Below are 21,243 nucleotides of genomic sequence, written 5' to 3' on the forward strand. Positions count from 1 at the left end.
CGACACCACAACACCGCCTGAGGGCGGTGTTTTTCGTCGACGAAGTCGGTGCCAGCGTGCTCCTCGGTGCACCGTTGGCTCGGTGCACCGTTGGCTCGGTGCACCGCAGGAGTGAGGAAGGGCTGCCCCTGTTTTCGTAAGTATTAAGAGGAGACCGCGAAGCGGTCGGGGGACATGGAGAAAACAGGGGCAGCCCTTCCTCACTCGCGCTCCAACCGCTGCATCCATCCCCCCGTCAGTACGACGCAGCACCGCTCACGCTCCTGCGTCGTCAGGACTCGCTCATCCTCGACTCTGCCGTCTCTTTCTTCGCCCCTTCATCCACCCGCAGCTGATGAAAGATGAACGCTGCCATCCCCGCCATCACCCCCAGCGCCAGATAGGTCGCATGAAACGCCGGCACCATCGCTGCGCCGTCGGTGCGTGCCACGCCCTCCGAGAAGAGCAGCAGGAATGCGCTGGACGTCGCCACCCCCAGACTCATCGACAACTGCATCACCACCGCCAGCAGGCTGTTCCCCCCACTGGCGGTCCGCTCATCCAGATCCCCAAGCGTCAGGGTATTCATCGCCGTGAACTGCATGCTGTTGACCATCCCGAACACGCCGAGATGAATGACCAGCCACACATGCCCGACATCCCGAGGAATCAGCGAGAAACTCGCAATCAGCACCCCCAGCAGCAGTGTGTTGACGATCAACACCCGCCGATACCCACTCCAGCGAATCAGCCGGATCGCCAGCGTCTTGGTGAACATCGCCCCGAGCACTGACGGAATCATCGACAACCCCGCCTCACTCGGTGAAAAACCCAGCCCCACCTGCAGAAACAAGGGCGTGAGAAACGGTGTCGCCCCGCTCCCCAATCGTGCGAACACATTCCCCAGCAATCCGATGCGAAACGTCGGCACCGCAAACAGCGCTGGAGAGAACAGCGGGGCTTCCGTCCGGGTGGCGTGCAACCAATAGGTCATCATGCACACCACACCCGCCACCAGCATGACCAGACAGATGGCCATACTCACCACATGCTCGCCAAACCCCTGAAGCGCGAGCGACAGCAACATCAACCCCAGGCTGAACAGCACATATCCGCTCCAGTCGAAGCGCTGCCGCCCGGCCCCCTTGAGCTGCGGCATATACCGCCGACATGCCAGTACGCCCACCAGTCCCACCGGCAGGTTGATCAGAAAGATCCAGTGCCAGCTTGCATACTGCGTCAGCACCCCGCCAAGCGTGGGCCCGAGCAGCGGCCCCACCAGCCCCGGTAATGTGATGAAGGTCATCACCTTCAGAAACTCATCCTTGGGAAACGCCCGCAGCACCACCAGCCGCCCCACCGGCACCAGCAGCGCCCCGCCCATCCCCTGCAGCACCCGGGCCAGCACCAGAATCTGCAAGCTGGGTGAGATCGCACACAACAGCGAGCCGAAACTGAACAGTCCGATCGCCCACAGAAACACGCTCCGCGTCCCCAACCGGTCCGCCAGCCACCCTGACGCGGGAATCAGCAGCGCCACCGTCAACAGATAGGCCACCACCGCCGATTGCATCCTCAACGGGTTTTCGCCCAGATCCCGCGCCATGCCCGGCAAGGCGGTGTTGAGGATGGTCGTGTCCAGCGTCTGCATGAAAAACGCCAGGGCCACCACCCACGGCAGATACCGATGCATGGCGGCATCCATCACCGGTCGCCCGGTGGTGGGATGAATCGGCGTGACGCCTTGGGCCCCGGGCCTCGCGGCGGATGAAGGGGAGGAGGAAGTAGGAACGTCCGGCATGGGGCCAAGTATGCGACGGCCCGGTGTCGGCGTAGGATGCAGGGCTTCGCTGTTGTGCGCCCGGCGCCACCCGGTGTGAATGTTGCCCGCGACGCGCTTGCCGCCTCCGGTGCCACCGCTGCCTCCGGTGCGGTCGCCGCCCGCGGTGCAAAGTGGTCCACGGTGCATCCGCATCCTCGGTGCCTCCGGCGCGCCCGGTGCTTGATCCTTACCCTCATGCGCTTTTACGTCTCCGACCTGGACGGCACCCTCCTCGACCCGCAGGCTCGCCTCTCCTCCGCCACCCGCGACGGCCTGGCCGAGCTGCTGCATGAGGGCCTGGCCTTCACCGTGGCCAGCGCCCGCCATGTGATGTCCATCGCCCGCATCCTGGATGGGCTGCCGATCCAGCTGCCGGTCGTGTCCTCCAACGGCGCCTACATCAGCGACCTGCGCACCGGTCGCCATGAACTGGTCAATGCGATGGAGCCCGCCATGGGCCAGGCCTTGTTTGCGCTGGTGCGCCGGCATGGCCTGATGCCGTTCATCGCCACCCATGGCCCACAAGGCGATCAACTGTTCTGGCAGGAAGTCCGGAACGAAGGCCAGCAGCGCTTTGTCACCGAACGACAGCGCAACGCCGACCCGCGCCTGCGTCAGGTCGACCGGCTTCAGGATCAGCTACAGGACGCCCTTGTCACCCTGCTGGTCGTGGACAAGGCCGAGCCGCTCGCTGCCTTGCAGGCCGACATCCACAGCCTCTTTGGCGATGCCATGGTCACCCACCTGGCGGAGGACCTCTACATGCCGGGCTGGCCCTGGTTGAATGTGCACGATCGCAGCGCGAGCAAGGATCAGGCCATCGCCACCCTCGCCGAGCGCTACCAGTTGCACGACCGTGAACTGGTCGTCTTCGGCGATCAGGTCAACGACCTCAGCATGCTGCGTGCCGCCCACCATGCGGTGGCCGTGTCCAATGCCAGCGAGGATGTGAAACAGGCCGCGCACCGCATCATCGGCGCGCACCATGAGGACGCGGTGCTGCACTTCATCCGCGACGACTGGCGCAGCCTGCGCGAACGGCTCAACCTCCCGCCGCCAACTGTGCCTTGAGCTGCTCCAGCGCGACCGGGTCCTCCATCGTGCTCAGATCGCCGGTCTCACGGCCTTCCGCCACGGCCTGCAGGGCTCGTCGCAGCAGCTTACCCGAGCGGGTCTTCGGCAGCCCCGCCACCAGCCGCACCCGCGCCGGCCGGGCCACCGCGCCCAGCTCCTGATCGACCTTCCGGAGGATGTCGCCTTCCAGGGCCAGCGCCAGTGCCTGGGTCGCCGCCTTGGCGGGATCGCGCAGCACGGCGAAGGCCAGCGCCACCTGGCCCTTGAGCGCATCGGCCACGCCCACCACGGCCACCTCGGCCACTGCCGGATGCCCGGCGATGCACTCCTCGATCTCGCGGGTGCCGAGCCGATGGCCGGCCACGTTGATCACGTCGTCACTGCGGCCCAGGATGAAGTAGTAGCCTTCCTCATCCCGCACGGCCCAGTCGAAGGTGGAATAGACCTGTCGATCCGGCACGCTGGACCAGTAGGTGCGCACAAAGCGGTCATCGTCACGCCAGACGGTCTGCATGCAGCCGGGGGGCAGCGGCCCGTCGATGACCAGCAGCCCCTTCTGATTTGCGCCCTGCAGCACGGCGCCAGTCTGCTCATCCACCAGCTGCACCTTGTAGCCATACATCGGCACACCGGGCGAACCGAACTTCGGCTTGCTCGACGGGAGCCCGCGGGCCAGCGTCAGAATCGGCCAGCCGGTTTCGGTCTGCCAGTAGTTGTCGATGATGGGCTTGCCCAGGGCCTCGGCAATCCATCGCGCGGTGGGCTCGTCCAGTGGCTCGCCCGCGAGGAACAGATTGCGCAGGCTGCTCAGGTCGTGGCGCTGGAGCATGGCCGGGTCCTGCTTCTTCAGCACCCGGATGGCCGTGGGTGCGCTGAACATCACCGTCACCTTGTGGCGCTCCACCAGCTGCCACCACACGGCCGCATCGGGTCGCGTCGGCAGGCCTTCGTACATGATGGTGGACATACCGGCGATCAGTGGCCCGTAGACGATGTAGCTGTGGCCGACCACCCAGCCGATGTCGCTGGTGGAGAAGAAGGTTTCGCCGGAGCGGCCATCGAAGATGTGACGCACGCTGGCCGCGAGCGCGACGGCATAACCGCCGGTGTCCCGCTGCACGCCCTTGGGCCGGCCGGTGGTGCCGCTGGTGTAGAGGGTGTAGCTCACCGCCTCTGATGGCAGCCACACGCAGGGCACCTGCGCATGCTGATGGGTGGCGCGCAGGTCGGCATAGTCCACATCGCGGCCGGGTTGGCGATCAAACGGACTGAGCCCGCGGTCCACCATCAGCACGTGCTGCGGTGGATGGGCGCACAGCCGCAGCGCTTCATCCAGCAGCGGCTTGTAGGGCACGACCTTGCCGCCCCGGCTGCCGGCATCGGCACTGATCACCAGCACCGGTTCGGCATCGTCGATGCGATTGGCCAATGCATGGCTGGCAAAACCGCCGAACACCACCGAGTGAATGGCCCCGAGCCGCGCGCAGGCCAGCATCGCAAACGCGGCCTGGGGAATCATCGGCATGTAGATCAGCACCCGGTCGCCCTGCTTCACGCGGAGCGACTGCAGCGCCGCCGCCATGATCTGCACCTCCCGATGCAACTGCGCAAAGGTGTAGATCTCTTCGCGATCCACCTCGCTGGAGGACCAGATCAACGCGGTGTCCTCGCCCCGCGTGGCCACATGGCGATCCACCGCGTTGTGGCAGAGATTGGTCGTGCCGCCCACAAACCAGCGCACAAAGGGCGGTCGGCTGGCATCACACACCTGCTCGAACGGCTGGTGCCAGTCGATGAGCTGGGCTTGCTCGGTCCAGAAGGCTTCCGGGTCGCTCACCGAGCGGTGATAAAAGGCCTGGTAGTCGATCGCTGTCATCGAGGTGTCTCCATGCGGCACTCTGCGTGGCGCCATGGTCGGATTTCACGCATCGCGTCTGACGACACCCTGACCCGTACCGCGAACCGGCTGCGCGAACTTGCGACAAATCAATGAGTCAGCCGCACAGATTCGCCTCACGCTTTACACCCGCGAAAAACGCACGGCATCACACGATCGGAAACTTCTCCAAACAGCTTTTGTCATGACCTGTATGGTCAAATTCGGGTTTTCCTGAGGAGAGACTCGTCGCCCTGGCGAGGACTTTCCCGAAGCCAGGCGTCCATCCTGGGGCAATCCCCAGGGTCCGATGCTTGACCAGCGCGGTTTCGCTTTTTAAGCTCCGCGCCCAATAACGATGCGAACTGTCCCTTCTACTTCCTCTGCTCCTCACCGCAAAAAAGTCCAGCGCGCCACGGCCGCACTGGGACTGATTTGCGCCTTGACGGCCGGTAGTTGCTGGGCGCAACCCACGGCGAAGGCCGGGGAAGGCGCTTCAGGCACCGCCGCGCAAGCGTCCGCCTCGAAAGAGAGCAAGGGCAAGCAGAGCGCCAAGTCGTCTTCGAAGACCACCAAGGTGGCGAAGAGCGCACAAACGAAGCAGGACAGCAGCAAGAGCAAGCATTCCGGCAAGAGCGCCGACAAGCCGGTGGCAGAGAAGGCGGACAAGCCCGACGCCCCGGTGGCTGCGGACAAGACGCAAGCCAAGTCCACCGACAAGGTGGAAGCACGCGCGCCAGACCTGACCCCGCCCCCGGGCACGATGATGGGTGCTTACGGTCAAAGCCTGATGCGCACGGCGGCGCTGTCCAGCGTGGCCGGTGGTGCGGCCGTGGTGCTGCCCCAGCCGACCGCTGCGATGAATGCGCAGGCGGGCACCCTGTCTTCCGGCACGCCGGCCCTGGCCTCCCTGGCTGCGGCACAGAACACCCCCGCGGGCACGACCAGCATCACGGCCGCCAACACCATGATGGCCGCCGCAGCGCCAGCGCTGCCCGCCACGGCGATGATGGGTGCTGCAGGCGCCACGTCCAACGATGCGGTGAACCGCTTCCTGAAGCAGCAGGGCATCGTCGCTCAGGCGACCGCCCAGACGCAGGCAGAGAATGCCGCCATGGCCGGCAACCCCAGCCTGCTGAATGAAGTGCGGGACCGGGCATCGAATCTGGTGCTGTCCGCCATGAACTTCCTGGGCGTGCCGTATCGGCGCGGTGGGAATTCTGTAAGCAACGGTTTCGACTGCAGCGGCTTCACCCGCCACATCTTCGAGATGAGCGTGGGCCTGGTGCTGCCTCGGCGTGCCGATGAGCAGGCCAAGATGTCGCAGCTGATCTCCATCAAGAAGGAAGATCTGAAGCCGGGCGACCTGGTGTTCTTCAACACGATGCGCGCCACCTTCTCGCATGTGGGCATCTACGTGGGTGAAGGCAAGTTCATCCATTCGCCGCGTGCGGGTGGTGCGGTGCGGGTGGAAGACATGCGTGAGAGCTATTGGGCCAAGCGCTTCACCGGCGCTCGCCGCGCGGACCTGGCGCAGGCGCCCAATACCTGAAGCGGGCCAGCGCCCTCCAATCGCGGCTCATCAATCGCCGCTGAATCGCCGCTGATTCGTCACCGAGAGGGTGACGGGCGGATGTCTCCCCTGAACGAGCGGCGCATGCGCCGCTTTTTTGCGCCTGAGCGATGTGACGGCCTTACTGCCTGGAGCGAAATGCTGCATCGGCCCTTCGCCCAGCGCCCAGCGCCCTTCGCTCATCACCCATCAGTCGTTGCCGATAGAGCTCCATACCCTCTGCCAATGAGGCACTGGACGACTGCAGTTGGGCCACTGAGCGTCTGACGGTAGCCCGTCCAACCGCCGCCATGCGCGACGTGTTCGGGCTCCTGCGCGACAAGCCCCAATCGCGCCCATGCGGGTAACCGAGCAGCTTTCAGAGGCCCCGCGTCCACTCCCCGGTTGAAGGCGCAGCCTGGTTCCCGGCTATGCTGCGGCTGGAGCGACTCCTGACCGCTGCAGCCACCTTGTCCGCCGTTCTCTCCTTCCCCTTCCCGACCCCTGCCCGCCCGCCAGATCACCTGGGCTCTGCGCTCATGCTGGCGGTGCTGCTGCATGTGTTGGTGGTGCTGGTGGTGGGGAACGCACCCGGGGGTAACGCCAAGCCGGGCGAAGGCGTGTGGGGGCCGATCACGGTCCGCCTGCAGGGAGATCGGTTCGAGAAGGGGTCCGGCGACCCGGCCGTGATCGTGCCGGAGCGCGGGCCGGTCGGGACGGCGCGAGAGCAGCGATACGGCGGCACCGTGCGGCGCGATGCACCCAAGCCGGATGAAGCGCCCGGCGCGGCTCGGCAGGGTCAGTGGCGGCAGACGCCGGGGGAGCGGCTGACCGGAGAGGATGAGGCGGCTGCGCGGGCGCAGGTGGCGCCGGTGACGCCGCCAGCGAAGCCTGCGGCGGACGACACGTCGTCGAAGCCGCCTGTCGCGCCTGCGCCTGTCACGAGGGAGCGGGCGGATGCGATACCGTCGCCTCGACCTACGCCGACGACGACGCCGCCCCCGGTGCAAACAACGACGGCGGCCACGCCTCCGAGTCCGCGGCCGACGGCGACGCCCGCAGCGGCAGATCCGCAGAGGGCCGCGACAACGCCGACGACGACCGCAACAGACACTTCGAAGGTTCCGCCGCCTGTCATGGCGCCTGTCCTTCCGCCTGTGACACCGCCTGTCACGGCGACCGCCACGCCGCCCTCGCCCGTCACCGAACCCCAAACGCCCACCGCCACGCTGACACTGCCGACCGATACAGCGCCTCAGGTCAGCCGCCTGAAGCCGTCCGGCGAGTCACTCAAGAAGCTGCCAGCGTCGCGTTCTGAAGCCCCGCTGCCGGCGCCCTCTGCGCTTGAACTGCCGCGTCCGACGCTGAGCGACACCTCATCCTCCTTGCGCCGGATTGAACGCCAGGCCGCGCCCGGAACGCAGGCGGATCGACGCGCCCCGCCGGAAGCGGAAGGACCGCTGCAAGGCCCGGCTGCATTGCAGTTGCCCGAGCCCCCGCGGCCGACGCTGACCGACACGGCCGAGCCTGTGCGCCGCATGGAGCGACAGCCCGTGTCACCGGCTTCGAACGCCAAGGCCAAACCAGCCGCCACAGAGGCGCCCTTGCCTGCCCCGGCGGCGCTGCAGTTGCCGGAACCTCCAAAACCCACCTTGAGCGATACACCCGCCACGGTGCGGCGCGTCCCGCGTGCATCCACCGAGCGATTGAATACCGCGACGCCGCCGACGGCGCCGGCCCTCACCGCCCCGACGCCACTGCCGAGCCTCGCGCCCAAGCCGACGCCGGCGCCCCCCGCAACACCGACGCCAGTGCAGACGCCAGCGCCTTCACCGGCGACGGTGGCGCCCGCTGCCGCGAGCCCGCCCCTGCCCACGCCCGCGGCAACGCCCTCCTCCATCCCACCGCCGGACGCGCTTCGCAATCCGGTCACGACTGCGCCTACACCCACGCTGCCAACCACAACACCGCCCACATCATCGGCATTGCCATCGCCCCCACAGGTGCAGCCTTCCCCCTCGCCGCCCGTGGCGCCACCGCCATCGTCGACAACCCCAGCGCCGATGCCTGCGTCTCCCGCAGCGCCCACGGTGGCACCGCCCAGCGCTGCGGCAGTCCCGCCTTCGTCCCTGCCACGCCCGTCGGCGGTGACGACGCCCAGCACCGCACCGCCGTCGCCTGCCAACCGGATTTCGCTGGACGGCTCGTCCTCCCCCAGCACCACGCAGCCGAGTGTGGGGGCGCCGGACGCAGGGTCCCGCACGGGGCAGGACGTCGCAACACCCGCCTCCACGCCGCCGAATGCACCCAAGCAGTTGGATCTCACCCTGAAGTCGCAACGGGGTCCCGCACTGCCGCGCGGCAACGCCAATGGCGTGATTCAGGCGATGCCTGTGCCGCCGGAGCCCAAGGACAAACTGGCGGAAGAGCTCAAGCGGGCCGGCCAGGAGGAATGTCGGAAAGCGTATGCCGACATGGGCGTGCTGGCGGTCGTCCCACTGGCGCGCGACGCCGTGAAGGGCAAAGGATGCCGCTGGTAGCGTGCGGCCTGTGCAATGCAAGCAATGGAAAACCCCCGTTTCGTCAATGCGTGGCGAAAGGCGGTTTTGCTATAGTTCTTTGCGTGTTGGGGGGGTAGCTCAGCTGGGAGAGCGTCGCGTTCGCAATGCGAAGGTCGGGAGTTCGATCCTCCTCCTCTCCACCACCAATACCCAAGGGGTTGCAACGAAAGGCTGCAACCCTTTGTTTTTTCTGGGATTCCAGTCCTGACAAGGACTCGGGTAGTGGCACTGACGAAGCAGGCCGTGTAACTTCGCCGTGTGACAAACACTGCTATGACCCGTTTCCCGGCGTCACTCGCCGGTCTGATTCCTCCGTTTACTGGTTCTGCCTCCGCGCCCCCAAGGACCTCCGCGAGCACTTCTCCAGGCCCTGGGCTATCCGCATATCGCTGCAGACCACCGACCTCCGGGAAGCCAACGAGAAGGCCCGCAAGTTCCAGGCGGAGTGGGCCGAGAAGTTCGCCCGGCTGCGCAAGGCATCCAGGCCCCAGCCGGTGGCCTTGAGCCCCGCCATCGCTGCCGAGTTGCGGCGCTGGGTCCTGCAGGCGGATGACAACGCGCGCGACTTCCCCGAGGCTGCCCGGGCATGCTGCTGCGCCAAGCCCGTAAGACCATCGAGGAGGCCCCGCCTGAGCTGGCGGAGCTGCTACCCTCCTTCACCTTCCTCAAGCCCCTGCAGATCAACGAAGCAGGGCTTACAGCGCGTCCGGCCACTTCGCCAATGGGTGACCCCCGCTTGGGGGCCTGAGCGAGGCCGAGGGGGCAGCCCTGGCGAACTGGAATGCGGGAGCCACTGCCGATAGCGCCATCAACGTCGCCCGGCGCAATGTCAGCGCTATTCGGCCCCTGGCCAATGAGGTCAGCCGAAGCTTGGGGCTTGCCGTGGACTGGTCCGGGCCCGATGCACGCGAGGCGTTGCTGCAGTGCCTGCGGGCCTACCATCTGGCTAACGCGAAGGCCGTGCAGCGCGATGCTGGTGCCTGGATCGAGACACCAACTGAGGCCCCTCATGTGATGCAAGCCGCGGTAGTGGTCGAGGACCTACCACCCAAGGACAAGCCCGGACATTTGCTGACGCTCCGGGACCTGTTCGAGTTGTGGAAGCTGAAACCGGCGCGGCGAGGCGGCAAACTGGCTCCGAAGACGATTGCCCGAGGACTGGAGGTTGTTCAAGCCTTCGAGGAGGCATGCGGAAATCCCCGCCTGAGTACGGTCACGCGGCAGCACGCACTACAGCTCCACGACTATTACCGCACAAAGGGGCTTGCGCCCAAGTCTGTCAAGGACCGGCTTGATTGGGTGGGCACGCTTTTTCGCTTCGAGGCTGACGAGCAAGACCGGCTGAGCGGCAACCCTTGGCCCCGCGTGAAGGCCGAAGGGCTCCTCTGACTCAACAGTGAACCGGCGAAACACGCGAAAGGGCGAGCTGTGGCAGCGCTCGGGCCCCCATGTGACCCTTTGGCGCAGTTGTCTGGAGGGAGTCAACGAAGGCGGGCTGGCATTCAGTCCTGACCCCTTCCATGCCAGTCTCTACACGAAGGTCGCAATGCCGAACGGGCCGCGGCCCATATTGGTCGAAGCGGTAGCGCTTAAGGAGGACTGCGTGGCCCTCAGGGAGCACAAGGGGAATGCGACTGTACTGGCCCTTTCCGGAGCGGTAGATGTGGTGAAGAGATCCGCTTTGCCGCTCCGCGACGACTTCTATCGGGAAAGGGCGCTGGAGGTTCTCTCGTAGACCTGGCGACATCGCTGCCCCTCAGGCTGCGGCTCAGCGGCTCGCGAACGCGGTTCACCTGAGGAGGCGGCTGGGCGTCGTTCTTCCCCAAGCCCGCCGACTGGACCTATCGCGGTCCCTTGAGGGGGGGCCGAATGTTCACAACAAAAATCCGAGGGGGTATCTGACGAGCCCAGGCGGCGAGTTCCCCCCGGTGCCAGCCATGTTTCCAACGCACGGACCACCGGATGTCGGCTCTTGTCAGCGCTTCTAGCTCTGACACGCGCTCAGTGCTGCATTGAGGGCTAGCGCCACGTCGTTCCAGGTCCTTGTTCGACGCGGACCGCACAGCCCCGGCAGTTTTCACGCAAGCCAGCGGGACAGCCAGAATCCCCTTCGCAGCGCCTGCAACTCTTCCAGACGCGACGTGACCAGTGGGCGTCCCACGCGGCGTCCCAATTCCAGAAGCGCCAGCGCCCTGGCCAGCGCCGGACCGAACCCGGATGCCAGCACCATGGTTACCGTGGCAGCCATGGCGGGCATGGCAAACCACACGACGTCGTTGGCCTCCCAGCCCCCCATTTGCAGCAGCAGCGGGACATTGAGGACCAAAGCGGTCAATGCGGCCACGGTCGCGGCGCGAGGAGGAGGCGGCGAAGGGAGCGGCAGGACGCGGTGTCGTTGCAAATCTACAAGAGGTGCGAGTGGCGCAGGAAGACCGGTGACAGCATCTAAGACTCGCATCCGACGACGTTCAGCGACGAAGCCGATGGTCATGCCGCACACCCACATGAGCCCAGCCAGCCCGAGTGCCAAGGGTTGCATATCCGGGCGCTGGGCTCGCCAGGCCAAGGCCGTCGTGGACACCACCAGCAGACTGCCGAAGAACAGCAGCGCCAGCACGGCCGCCCACAAGGCTTCTCGAGGCGAGTAGCGGGCCCGGTATTTGAGGTAGAGCCCAGACGCCAGGAACACGGCGCCCATGACCACCGACATCGCGACGAGTGCGGGCTTGTCGGGCACGAACGCCCACATGGCCGGAATGACGAAGGCCCCCGCCGCGCCCAGCACGAGAGGCAGATGTTTGAGACTGGATAGGTCGTCTGGCGGCCTCAATGTCCCGCTCCTAGTGCTTTGCGTGCCTGCTGCTCTGCGAAGTCAGCACCACCGTAGTTATTCCATACGACCTGCGGGCCATCACATCAAATTTGCACTGGGAGGCCGCAGTCTGAGCGGCGGTTTGCGCTGGGGTGGTCACTGGAGCTCCGGCACGAGGTTGTTACGTCGTCGGAGATTGTGTGTGAGCGGGCTGAGGATCACCAAGGCACAGGCGCAGGCCAATCGGACGCATGTGGTGTGTTCCGCGTGTCTTGTCACATTCTAGATTGATGACGGACGTAATCAAACTATTGACTTTTTGGATTTCGACCATCATCATTACAGGACTCCACCCAGTTGACCCCTTGGTCGAACTGATCCAACAAACGGCCAACGCCACCCGGAATCACGCACATGAACACACTTCCCACAGCCCTCGTCACCGGCGCCTCCACCGGTATTGGCGCCACTTATGCCGAGCGCCTCGCACAGCGAGGACACGATCTGGTCCTTGTCGCCCGGGATGAGAGCCGGCTTGAGACGGTGGCCGCCCGCATTCGTGAGAACTACAAGGTACAGGTTGATGTGCTGCGGGCAGACCTCACACAGCCAGAAGACCTGGCAGCCGTCGAAGCCCGCTTGATCAATGACCCGCGGATCGGCGTCCTCATCAATAACGCTGGGATGGCGCAGTCCGGCGCATTTGTCGGGCAAAGCGCGCAAAACATCGAGCGATTGATTTCTCTCAACGTCACGGCCTTGACCCGGCTTGCTGCAGCCATCGCGCCGCGGCTGGTAGAGGCCGGCACGGGCACCATCGTGAACATCGGCTCGGTGGTGGGACTGGCGCCCGAATTCGGCATGACGGTGTATGGCGCCACCAAAGCTTTTGTGCTGTTCCTGTCCCAGGGCCTGCATCTCGAGCTGTCTCCCAAGGGCATCTATGTCCAGGCAGTGCTGCCAGCCGCCACGCGCACCGAAATCTGGGAGCGCGCCGGGATTGACGTCAATACTCTGCCGGAGGTCATGGACGTGCGTGAACTGGTGGATGCCGCCCTGATCGGGTATGACCGACGGGAGCTGGTCACCATTCCGCCGCTGCATGTGGCGGAGCGCTGGGACGCCCTGGAAGGCGCGCGTCAGGGTCTGCTTTCGGACATCCGACAGGCCCAAGCCGCAGACCGCTATCGCCCCCAAGCCTGAGCTGCCGCCCCGACGCCTCGCCCTTCCGTCATGTCGAACTCCCTCGAAAAATCGATCTTCCGTGCGCACTCCAGGAGCCTGAACGCGTCCGACGGATGATCCTTGCAGGCACGGGGCCCGCAGGCGGTCCCGGCGTGAGCGCCGTGGCGGGGGTGGCCCATCAGAACCTGATCCGGGCCACTCTCACAGGGCAGGATCCCACGCAGTATCTGGGTGGTCTGCACTCGACGCTCGGTACCGTCCAATTCCGCCGTCACGGTTGACCTCCCTCGAGACGAGGCCGATCGGTTTGGTGCGAGCAGTCGCCACTCACGCGTTAGCCCTTCGCTCTCAAAATCTCATACTCGATCGGCTTGAAGCTCCCGTTATTCGACCCTTCGGCCGAACAGGCGGTCAGTCCACACAGCAGATCCATCTCCGCCCTGAGCTCGACCCACTGCCCTGCCCGGGACGTCGGCGGCTCGACGGACACGACCCCGTCCTCCCGAACCCGCACGTTCATGAAGACATTGAATGTCGTGGTGATCTGAGACGGCTTGATCCCGTGCGGGGCCAGGTGGGTATAGAGATTCTCGAAGCAGCTCGGATGGTGACCTTTCACCTTGTAGAGGATCTCAAACATCTCCTGGCTGCAGGGTGTGAGCAGGAAATCGTGTCGCCCCACCTGATCCTCACCGATGGTGAACATCGGCCGACTGTCATTGGCATACAGCACATCGCCGGTGCTCAGATAGATCTTGGACGCATAGTCAATGCTGCGACCGGAAGACAGCACGCAGTTGTGATCGTCCCGGTGGAAGGCAAACAGATCCGCGACCTGCTCCCCCATCGGATCGATGATGCGCAGCACATCGCCTTTGTTGAGGGTAAAGGCAGTGCCGCTTTGCGGCGCGATGCGGCATCGGCCATGGGAGGCGTCACACATGAGCTTTCTTTCCCGAGAATGGACACACCCAGTCCGCCGGCACCTCGCGACCCGAGTACTGGCGTGCCTCGGACGATTCACCAAAACGCGCCAGAACCGGATTGATCGAACCTTGCAGGGCGAGATCGCGCTTACGGATCGCGTTCTGCATGGTGCCGTACTTTCCGCTTTCCTTGAGCGACTCGAACTGGTTGTGGAAGTTGAAGACCAGGCACGGCATGGGCGAACGGCGTGCCAGACGCGACGCTTTCGGATGCATGCCCACCACAAAGTAAGCCCGGCCGCCAATGCTCATCGAAAACTGCTCGTCTGACGGGTGATCGCTGACCGTGGCATCCCAGGCGTACTCCTGACGATCCAGATCGTGCACCACTTGAAGATGCTCCCAGAGCCGACGCTCGAACGCCAGTTCGTCTTCAAAGACATCGTCGAACAAGGCGACGAAGCTCACCGGTTGATTGCCAGGATCCGGGAACTCCTCCGAAAATGCACGCAAGTCACGCCGCAACGCTTGGGCGGCGGCCACCGACCCCATCGTTCCGTGACTGGCATGCCGGAGCCGACCCGTGTGCAAAGCCGACCGTGCGCCGACGCACGGAAATTCGGGTTGATCGACAAATGCGTCAAAGCGGCGCTGATGAGTTGCGGCGCCAGCGCCGGGCTTGACGCCGGACATGGGGCAACGGGTCGATGAAGTCATAGGTGTTTGGGCTCATGTACTGCTATGACTTCACCTTATCTGCGTCGCTCCATTCGTCGTGAGAGGCTTTCAGCGGTTTGCCGGTGGGAGATGGGCCGGCAGGTACGTAGTCCTTGTCCCACGCGAAATTCGAACTAATGCACGGCGCGCAATCCGCACCGAAACGTTCACGGTGCGGCCGCTCACCACATGGCTTTAGAAGCTCCGGCGCAGCGTGATCCGCAGCGTTCGGGGCTCCGCCGGATGCACATGCCGGTCCGCCACGGGCGCGGTTTCCCCGGGCAGTTGCGACTCATAGAAGTATTCGATGTCGTTGACCTTCCGATTCGCCAGATTGAAGACATCCAGCGTCAGCTCCGTCTGGTGGGCGAATCGTCTGCTGATCCGGAAATTGGTCGTCAATGAGGAACGGGACCGCACACGGTTGTCCTCCACCAGCGCCCCACTGCCCAGATACCGCCAGTTGAGGCTGGCCGACCATGCGCCCAGATCCTTGAGCGACACCCCCATCGAGGCCACCTTGTCGACCGCATTGGGAATACGGTTCCCTGCTGGATCAGCATCTGCGAATCGGGCATGCGTCCAGGCGAAATCCGCGTCAATCAACAGCCACGGCAACGGCACATACCGGTTGTTCCACTCGAGACCGCGCCGCCGACTCGGTCGATTCGCCTCCGTCGTCCCCGCATCGCCCACGTAGACCAGCTCGGAATCGAAATCCAGTCGCCACGCAGCGATCGACGTTTGCAATCCCGGCACCCATTCCGTCCGGATGCCAGCTTCATAGCCCTTGGCCTTCGCCAGTCCCGGCGCACGGTCGGTGGCCGCCGTGACGCCCCGGGCATCGTTGCTGTGGAACCCTCGCCCGGCATTCAGAAACAGCTCGGTCCGCTTCCATGGGCCTAGCACGATGGAAAGTTTCGGTGACGCCAGCGTCTGTCGCGCACTTCCCGAGTTCCCCACACCCGTGAGGTGATCCACCCGAAACTGGCCCTGATCTGCGCGGAGGCCCAGGACCGTCCGCCCCCAGGACGCCCACTCAACACTCGTCTGCCCATAGACCCCGAGCATCGTTTCCCGGATTCGGTCCTCCCGCGTGACGTTCCTGATCTCCGCCTGCTCAGTGTCGAACAGACCGACGCGTGCGCGATCCTGCCGCACCTGAAAGCCCAATTCCGTCCGTGCAGGCCACGTCCCCAGCGAGTGCTCCACCGCCTGACTCCCGCTCAGGCCATAGACCTTCCGATGGTCTTGCTGGGAGGCTTGGTCTCCCAGCTCGGGACGGTCCATCGCATAGGTGAAGTTGGAAAAGAGCGCCAGTTGATAGTCGATGGCATAGGCGGCGAGCCGGGACTGCCGCCCCTCCTCATCTCGCCCCCAGGAGGCTGACACGCTGGTGCGCCACGTGCTGCCGCGATCGCTCGGGTCTACCGCATGAAATCGTCCGAAGGGGCGTCCTTCAAACGTCCCGGCTTCAATCAGCCGCTCGGGAATCTGGTCTGTGGATCGCCAATGCGCGTGATAGTCCATGACGCTGACGGCCCACTCGTCCGGCCCGGCTTTTCGGGAGAGGGTCATCACCAGGTTGCGACGGTTCAGCCCCTCGGGAACCGCCCACGGACCGTCATTGCGCATCAGCTCGGCAGCACCCATCCACTGCATGCCTGCGCCAAGCTCGTGGCTTCCGGCCACCAAGCCCCTGCGGTAGCCACCCTCCCCCGCGGTCAAGGAGACCAAGGGCGCGTCCAGCCTGCGGTGGTAGTGAATATCCGCAGAGCCCGCCGCTGCGAAATCCCCATTCGCCGCGAAGTACGGCCCCTTGCGGTAGTCGATGTGATCGACGAGCTCGGGCATCAGGAAATTCAGATCGGAATAGCCTTGGCCATGGGCATTGCTCGGGATATTGACCGGCATGCCCTGAACCGAAGTTGCGAAGTCGGTGCCATGGTCCAGATTGAAGCCGCGCAGGAAGTATTGATTGGCCTTGCCGTCTCCACTGTGCTGCGTCACCATCAGGCCCGGCACGAACTCCAGGACCTCTCCGGGTCGAAGGGCTGGACGGCTTTTCAGCAGCTCAGCACGAATGCTGCCTTGCGAAGCCGCATCGGAGCTGCCAACGCCGTTGTCGTAGTGACGACCGTGGACCTGCACGGTGTCCAGTGTCCGCTGTTCCGGTAGTTGCGGGGCATTCGTCAGGTTCCGGGGATCGCCTTCGATCAATCCAGGCTCGGGTGTCGACGCCCATCCGCCGGGCGAGCAAAGCAGCAGTCCCGCCAATGCCAGGGGATGCAGGACCGGCCGAATGCCAGCCGGTATGGCGGGATGAAGGATGAAAGGAATGCCCCGGCGGCGATTCATTCCTTTGCCGCGCGACAAAGTGAAACGACGGGCGACCTCACGCGATGTGTTCATTGCAACAGTCCATTTCCCTGCGTCCCCGCAGGTGGTTCAGAGTTGGCGCTGAGGCATGAGCACGGGCGAGGCTGCGCAGCGGAGCGCGCAGCCCTGCCGGCGCGCCGCACCCCGCAGCATCCGGAGCAGTCGCAGGCCGGTATCCGGGCTCGCGGCGCGACCGGCACATCGATGGATGTCCCGATCTGGCGTTCTGGCCTTCCCAGGCTGCAAGCCCAGTGGCTGCCGGAAGTGATTCCGACCTCAGACGCTTTCAACCGCCGACCGTTGCGGGGGCAGCACAGGCTTGGCGCCGTTCTGGCGCGCACCTGTTTCCCGTTTAACCCGGCCGCCAAGCGGCTGGGCACCTTCGACTGAAATTAGGGCGCGAGTGTAGCTGGGCTTGGATGGCCATTCCGCCCTGACGATGACCCCGACACGAACCGGGTCAACTCAAGAAACTCATAATGTTGCATGAGTCAGAATTTTCAACTGTCCGACATCCTGCACGTACTCCTTCACATGGCGGAGCGGGACGGTCCCACCACATCCGAGGCGCTGGCGGCAGCCATGGGCACGAACCCGGTGGTCCTGCGACGGCTGATGGCCGGCATGCGCAGTGCCGGTTTCGTGGTCTCCGGCAAAGGGCACGGCGGCGGCTGGGCGCTGGGGTGTGACCTGGAACGCATCACCCTCGGGGACGTGTATCTGGCTTTGGGGGAGCCCCGACTGATCTCTCTCGGCTTTCGCGAGGACCACCCCACCTGTCTGGTTGCCGCCGCCGTCAATGACGCCATGCGCGGCGTCATTCAGGATGCCGAAGCGCTGCTGCTGAAACGATTTGGCGACATCACGCTGGCCACACTGTCTGCGGACTTTCACCGGCGCATGACGCAGCAAAAAGCCAAAGGCCCCACCCAACCCCATCAGCTGGAGCACCACCTTCATGAAGACGATTGACTTTGCCATCATTGGCGGCAGCTACGCGGGAATGGCCGCGGCACTGCAACTGGCGCGCGCGCGTCGCCGCGTCCTGGTGGTGGATGCGGGCCGCCGCCGCAATCGGTTCGTGGATGCCGCAGGGGGCGCCTCCCATGGCTTCCTGACGCAGGACGGACGAGCCCCCGCGGAGATCGCCGCGGATGCACGCGAGCAGCTGATGAACTATCCGAATGTGGAGTGGCTCCACGGCGTGGCTGATGATGCCCGGCTGGACACAGACGGCGCACTCAGCTTCAAGGTGGGCATGGAGAGGGTACGGGCCCGTCGCCTCATCATTGCGACCGGCGTCCAGGACGAGTTGCCCGCCGTGCCGGGCCTGGCGGACCGCTGGGGACGTACGGTGTTTCATTGCCCCTATTGCCATGGCTATGAGGCGGATGCCGGACCGATCGGCATCATTGCTGCCTCGGCACTGGCCCTGCACCAGGGTCTGATGCTGCCGGATTGGGGCCCCACCACGCTGTTTCTCAATGACAGCTATACCCCAAGTGACCAGGACATGGCCGCGATGATCCGTCGCGGCACGCGCATCGAGCCAGTCCCCATCGCCCGCATTGCAGGCGAGGCCGACGTCGTCCTGAAAGACGGTCGAACCGTGTCAATGAACACTTTGTTCACGCAACCCCGCGTTTCGCTCACCAGCCCCATTGCGGAGCAGCTGGGATGCAGGATCGAGGCGGGCCCGATGGGACCTTTCATCCACGTCGATGAGTCCAAAGCCACCAGCATCCCTCATGTCTTCGCTTGCGGAGATGCGGCGCGTGCGGCCGGCAATGTGACGCTCGCGGTGGCGGATGGCGCGATGGCGGCCTTTGCAGCGCATCGTCAGTCGATGGTGTGACCGGACCCCGCCGCCGGTGTCTCCGCAAGGGCATGCCCTTCTGCGCGCAAACCAGACGACGAAGATCGGAGCCAGCACCATCGGCGTCAGGCTGTTCACCAGCGTGACGGAGATGCGAGCGTGTTCCGGCGCCGCCCCGCAGCCCAGGTCACCCGGATGCAGGACATTCTCCGACAGAGGGCACCCGCAAGAGGTGAGCGTCCTACCATCGGAGGGTGAGCAGTTCCCAGCCAGGAGGTTTCATGGCCGCAACTCCCCGCCCGCGCAAAAGCAAGCAGGACCGCCCCCCCGCCAAGTCCACAGCCAGCAGCCGCCGCGCCGCGCCAGTGAATCGCGTCAAGAACGCCAGACCGGATGCCATGGACTTCCGGGACCTGATGTTCGTGCCGACGCTGATTGAAGTCCCGACCACCCGTCCGCTGTCGGATTACAAAAAGGTGAAAGTGCCCATCCTGGACCAGGGGTCCGAGGGCGCCTGCACCGGCTTCGGACTGGCCACCGTGGCCAACTACCTGTTGCGGGTGCGCAAGGTGGTGCCGGACAAGGTGCCGGTCAGCGGGCGGATGTTCTATGAGAACGCCCGACGGTACGACGAATGGCCGGGCGAGCACTACACCGGCTCCAGCGCGCGTGGCGCGATGAAGGGCTGGCACAAGCACGGCGTCTGCGCGGAGGAAGACTGGCCCTACGACCTCGGCCCCAAGGGCCCTCGGGGCCTGACCGAGAATCGGACCTCGGAAGCGTTGAAGCGCCCGCTGGGCGCCTATTACCGGGTCAATCACAAAGACCTCATCGCCATGCATGCGGCGATCACGGAGGTGGGCATTCTTTACGCCACCGCCACCGTGCATGAGGGCTGGGACCGGGTCGGCAAAGACGGCATCATTCACCAGGACCCCGACGCCGCCCCTACCGGCGGTCACGCCTTTGCCATCGTGGCCTATGACGAATGGGGATTCTGGATCCAGAACTCCTGGGGACGCGGCTGGGGCGCGGGCGGCTTTGGTCGGATCAGCTATGACGACTGGCTCGACAACGGCACTGACGTCTGGGTGGCACGACTTGGCGCCCCGGTGGTGCTGCGCAAGGCGGACAGCATCAGCCGTGTGCATGCACCGGTATCCGGCATGTCCGCGGCCTACTCCTATTCAGACCTGCGGCCGCACATCATCAGCGTCGGCAATGATGGCCAGTTGCAGGCCGGAGGCGATTACGGCACCACGGAAGCCGAACTGGCGCGGATCTTCACCGAAGACATTCCGCGGGTGGTTGAGGCCTGGCCGGTCAAGCGGCTGATGCTGTATGCGCATGGGGGGTTGGTCAGCGAAGAGGCGGCGGTTCAGCGGCTGTCGGAATACCGGCCGGCGTTGCTTGAGAGCGGCGTCTATCCACTGTCCTTCATCTGGCATTCCGACTTCTGGACCACACTGAAGAACCTGCTGGTGGACGCTGTGCGCCGGCGCCGCCCCGAAGGGATTCTGGACGACACCAAAGACTTCCTGCTCGACCGCGTCGACGACATGCTGGAGCCACTCGCGCGGGCACTGAGCGGTCGTCTTCAATGGAAGGAAATGAAATCGAACGCCACCCAGGCGAGCCATCCCGGCGGGGCCGCATGGCGGACGGCGCAGCATCTGGCGGATCTGGTGAAGGTCTATCCAGACCTCCAGATCAATGTGGTGGGCCACAGTGCCGGCTCGATCCTGAACGGCCCTCTGCTGCAACTGCTCACCCAGACGCATGGGCTGAAGATCAACACCTGCACTCTATGGGCGCCGGCCTGCACGGTTCAGTTGTTCAAGGAGGACTATGCGCCGCTCATTCAAAGCAAGGCGATCGACCGGTTCGCCATCTACACATTGAATGACAAGGCGGAACAGGACGACGACTGCGCCGGCATCTATCACAAGTCTCTGCTCTACCTCGTCTCCAATGCATTCGAAGACCAGGAGCGAATTCCCGGACTGAGAGACGGGGTGGCCTTGCTGGGCATGCAGAAGTTCATTGATGCGGATCCTGAGCTGGTTCGATGGGTGTCGAGCGGAAGCGCGGAATGGATCCTGTCGCCCAACAATGAGCCGGAGACCAGCCTGCGGGCCAGCACTGCCCGCCATCATGGCGACTTCGATGACGACCCGGCCACCGTGCGGTCCACCTTTGCACGCCTGGTGCAACCCGGTGTGGCGGCGGGTGGAACGAGGCCGCAGAGGAGCAAAGGGAAAGGCGCATCGTCCGCTGAGGGCGAATCCGGCACCCAAGGGCGGCAAGAGCCGAGGGGCTCGTCCAGGCGAGCCGCGGCGGCAGCGATGACTGATCCGACACCCACGGACAGCGATGCCGCCTGCGTCGTGCCGGATGTCAAATTCTTCAAGTCCGCGAAATCGCTGCGCGAGCGGCGGGAAGAGATCGACCGCAAGAGCAGCAACAGCGCTTGAGGCGGGGCAGATCAGAGCAGGAAGATGTCCGGGTCACAGAACACGATGGGCACTGAGCACAACGGAGACC

The 21,243-nt window shown here is 64.9% G+C and carries 15 protein-coding genes, 1 tRNA gene and 1 riboswitch; of the genes, 10 read left to right on the forward strand and 6 right to left on the reverse strand.

The window, feature by feature from the left end:
- Positions 1-271: 271 nt before the first annotated feature.
- Positions 272-1,684, reverse strand: a complete 1,413-nt coding sequence (gene mdtD / locus FHS28_RS04865; RefSeq protein ID WP_088448838.1) for a multidrug transporter subunit MdtD — start codon at positions 1,682-1,684, stop codon at positions 272-274.
- Between the two features lie 312 nt (positions 1,685-1,996).
- Here mdtD and FHS28_RS04870 point away from each other — a divergent pair, with 312 nt between their 5' ends.
- The gene (locus tag FHS28_RS04870) at positions 1,997-2,872 is read left to right on the forward strand and encodes an HAD family hydrolase (RefSeq protein WP_184294159.1); all 876 of its coding nucleotides are present in this window, start codon (positions 1,997-1,999) and stop codon (positions 2,870-2,872) included.
- Here FHS28_RS04870 and FHS28_RS04875 read toward each other — a convergent pair.
- Complete coding sequence (locus tag FHS28_RS04875; protein WP_088448836.1) at positions 2,844-4,751, reverse strand: propionate--CoA ligase; 1,908 nt, start codon at positions 4,749-4,751, stop codon at positions 2,844-2,846. The two genes, FHS28_RS04870 and FHS28_RS04875, sit on opposite strands and share 29 nt — an antisense overlap.
- A 442-nt stretch (positions 4,752-5,193) precedes the next feature.
- Between FHS28_RS04875 and FHS28_RS24550 the strand changes: the two genes are divergently transcribed.
- The 5 genes from FHS28_RS24550 to FHS28_RS04895 all read left to right on the forward strand — a co-directional run bounded on the left by FHS28_RS24550 (position 5,194) and on the right by FHS28_RS04895 (position 10,253).
- Positions 5,194-6,303, forward strand: coding sequence for an NlpC/P60 family protein (locus FHS28_RS24550; protein WP_310736736.1), 1,110 nt, complete (start codon positions 5,194-5,196; stop codon positions 6,301-6,303).
- A gap of 470 nt (positions 6,304-6,773) precedes the next feature.
- Positions 6,774-8,843 (forward strand): hypothetical protein, encoded by a 2,070-nt coding sequence (locus FHS28_RS04885; protein WP_184294160.1) that lies wholly within the window; start codon positions 6,774-6,776, stop codon positions 8,841-8,843.
- A gap of 88 nt (positions 8,844-8,931) precedes the next feature.
- A tRNA-Ala gene (locus FHS28_RS04890) sits at positions 8,932-9,007 on the forward strand.
- Positions 8,969-9,667, forward strand: coding sequence for a DUF6538 domain-containing protein (locus tag FHS28_RS24725; RefSeq protein WP_375140720.1), 699 nt, complete (start codon positions 8,969-8,971; stop codon positions 9,665-9,667). Before FHS28_RS04890 ends, FHS28_RS24725 begins: the two co-directional genes overlap by 39 nt.
- 67 nt (positions 9,668-9,734) lie before the next feature.
- Positions 9,735-10,253, forward strand: a complete 519-nt coding sequence (locus tag FHS28_RS04895) for a site-specific integrase (protein ID WP_088448832.1) — start codon at positions 9,735-9,737, stop codon at positions 10,251-10,253.
- Positions 10,254-10,941: 688 nt separating this feature from the next.
- Here the strand turns inward: FHS28_RS04895 and FHS28_RS04900 are convergent.
- Positions 10,942-11,694, reverse strand: a complete 753-nt coding sequence (locus FHS28_RS04900) for a hypothetical protein (RefSeq protein ID WP_184294162.1) — start codon at positions 11,692-11,694, stop codon at positions 10,942-10,944.
- Positions 11,695-12,090: 396 nt separating this feature from the next.
- Between FHS28_RS04900 and FHS28_RS04905 the strand changes: the two genes are divergently transcribed.
- Positions 12,091-12,879: an SDR family NAD(P)-dependent oxidoreductase gene (locus FHS28_RS04905; RefSeq protein WP_088448829.1), complete on the forward strand. Its 789-nt coding sequence runs from the start codon at positions 12,091-12,093 to the stop codon at positions 12,877-12,879.
- Positions 12,880-13,195: 316 nt separating this feature from the next.
- Here the strand turns inward: FHS28_RS04905 and FHS28_RS04910 are convergent, their stop codons facing one another.
- From FHS28_RS04910 to FHS28_RS04920, 3 genes are all read right to left on the reverse strand, one after another.
- A complete protein-coding gene (locus tag FHS28_RS04910) occupies positions 13,196-13,804 on the reverse strand; it encodes a DUF1989 domain-containing protein (RefSeq protein ID WP_088448828.1) in 609 nt (202 codons plus the stop codon).
- Entirely contained in the window at positions 13,797-14,480 is a 684-nt protein-coding gene (gene gntA / locus FHS28_RS04915) for a guanitoxin biosynthesis heme-dependent pre-guanitoxin N-hydroxylase GntA (RefSeq protein WP_221193705.1), read from the reverse strand. The genes FHS28_RS04910 and gntA overlap by 8 nt, the downstream gene beginning before the upstream one ends.
- Before the next feature lie 219 nt (positions 14,481-14,699).
- Positions 14,700-16,916: a TonB-dependent receptor gene (locus FHS28_RS04920; RefSeq protein WP_246409492.1), complete on the reverse strand. Its 2,217-nt coding sequence runs from the start codon at positions 16,914-16,916 to the stop codon at positions 14,700-14,702.
- Positions 16,917-17,033: 117 nt separating this feature from the next.
- Positions 17,034-17,282, reverse strand: a riboswitch (cobalamin riboswitch).
- 87 nt (positions 17,283-17,369) lie between these two features.
- On the opposite strand from FHS28_RS04920, the gene FHS28_RS04925 reads away from it, so the two are divergent.
- From FHS28_RS04925 to FHS28_RS04935, 3 genes are all read left to right on the forward strand, one after another.
- A complete protein-coding gene (locus FHS28_RS04925) occupies positions 17,370-17,855 on the forward strand; it encodes an RrF2 family transcriptional regulator (protein ID WP_088448825.1) in 486 nt (161 codons plus the stop codon).
- Complete coding sequence (locus FHS28_RS04930; RefSeq protein ID WP_088448824.1) at positions 17,842-18,738, forward strand: FAD-dependent oxidoreductase; 897 nt, start codon at positions 17,842-17,844, stop codon at positions 18,736-18,738. The genes FHS28_RS04925 and FHS28_RS04930 overlap by 14 nt, the downstream gene beginning before the upstream one ends.
- Positions 18,739-18,980: 242 nt before the next feature.
- Positions 18,981-21,173 (forward strand): C1 family peptidase, encoded by a 2,193-nt coding sequence (locus FHS28_RS04935; RefSeq protein WP_088448823.1) that lies wholly within the window; start codon positions 18,981-18,983, stop codon positions 21,171-21,173.
- The last annotated feature ends 70 nt before the right edge of the window (positions 21,174-21,243 follow it).

This window comes from Roseateles terrae (assembly GCF_014192155.1).
Taxonomy (GTDB): Bacteria; Pseudomonadota; Gammaproteobacteria; order Burkholderiales; family Burkholderiaceae_C; genus Roseateles; species Roseateles terrae.

What these genes read in the sequence shown, in the direction of transcription:
- FHS28_RS04920 (WP_246409492.1), bottom strand. Translation starts at nt 16,916, where the DNA reads ATGAACACATCGCGTGAGGTCGCCCGTCGTTTCACTTTGTCGCGCGGC.
- FHS28_RS24725 (WP_375140720.1), top strand. Translation starts at nt 8,969, where the DNA reads ATGCGAAGGTCGGGAGTTCGATCCTCCTCCTCTCCACCACCAATACCC.
- FHS28_RS04870 (WP_184294159.1), top strand. Translation starts at nt 1,997, where the DNA reads ATGCGCTTTTACGTCTCCGACCTGGACGGCACCCTCCTCGACCCGCAG.
- FHS28_RS04925 (WP_088448825.1), top strand. Translation starts at nt 17,370, where the DNA reads ATGAGTCAGAATTTTCAACTGTCCGACATCCTGCACGTACTCCTTCAC.
- FHS28_RS04930 (WP_088448824.1), top strand. Translation starts at nt 17,842, where the DNA reads ATGAAGACGATTGACTTTGCCATCATTGGCGGCAGCTACGCGGGAATG.
- FHS28_RS04875 (WP_088448836.1), bottom strand. Translation starts at nt 4,751, where the DNA reads ATGACAGCGATCGACTACCAGGCCTTTTATCACCGCTCGGTGAGCGAC.
- FHS28_RS04905 (WP_088448829.1), top strand. Translation starts at nt 12,091, where the DNA reads ATGAACACACTTCCCACAGCCCTCGTCACCGGCGCCTCCACCGGTATT.
- FHS28_RS04910 (WP_088448828.1), bottom strand. Translation starts at nt 13,804, where the DNA reads ATGTGTGACGCCTCCCATGGCCGATGCCGCATCGCGCCGCAAAGCGGC.
- mdtD (WP_088448838.1), bottom strand. Translation starts at nt 1,684, where the DNA reads ATGGATGCCGCCATGCATCGGTATCTGCCGTGGGTGGTGGCCCTGGCG.
- FHS28_RS04935 (WP_088448823.1), top strand. Translation starts at nt 18,981, where the DNA reads ATGGCCGCAACTCCCCGCCCGCGCAAAAGCAAGCAGGACCGCCCCCCC.
- gntA (WP_221193705.1), bottom strand. Translation starts at nt 14,480, where the DNA reads ATGTCCGGCGTCAAGCCCGGCGCTGGCGCCGCAACTCATCAGCGCCGC.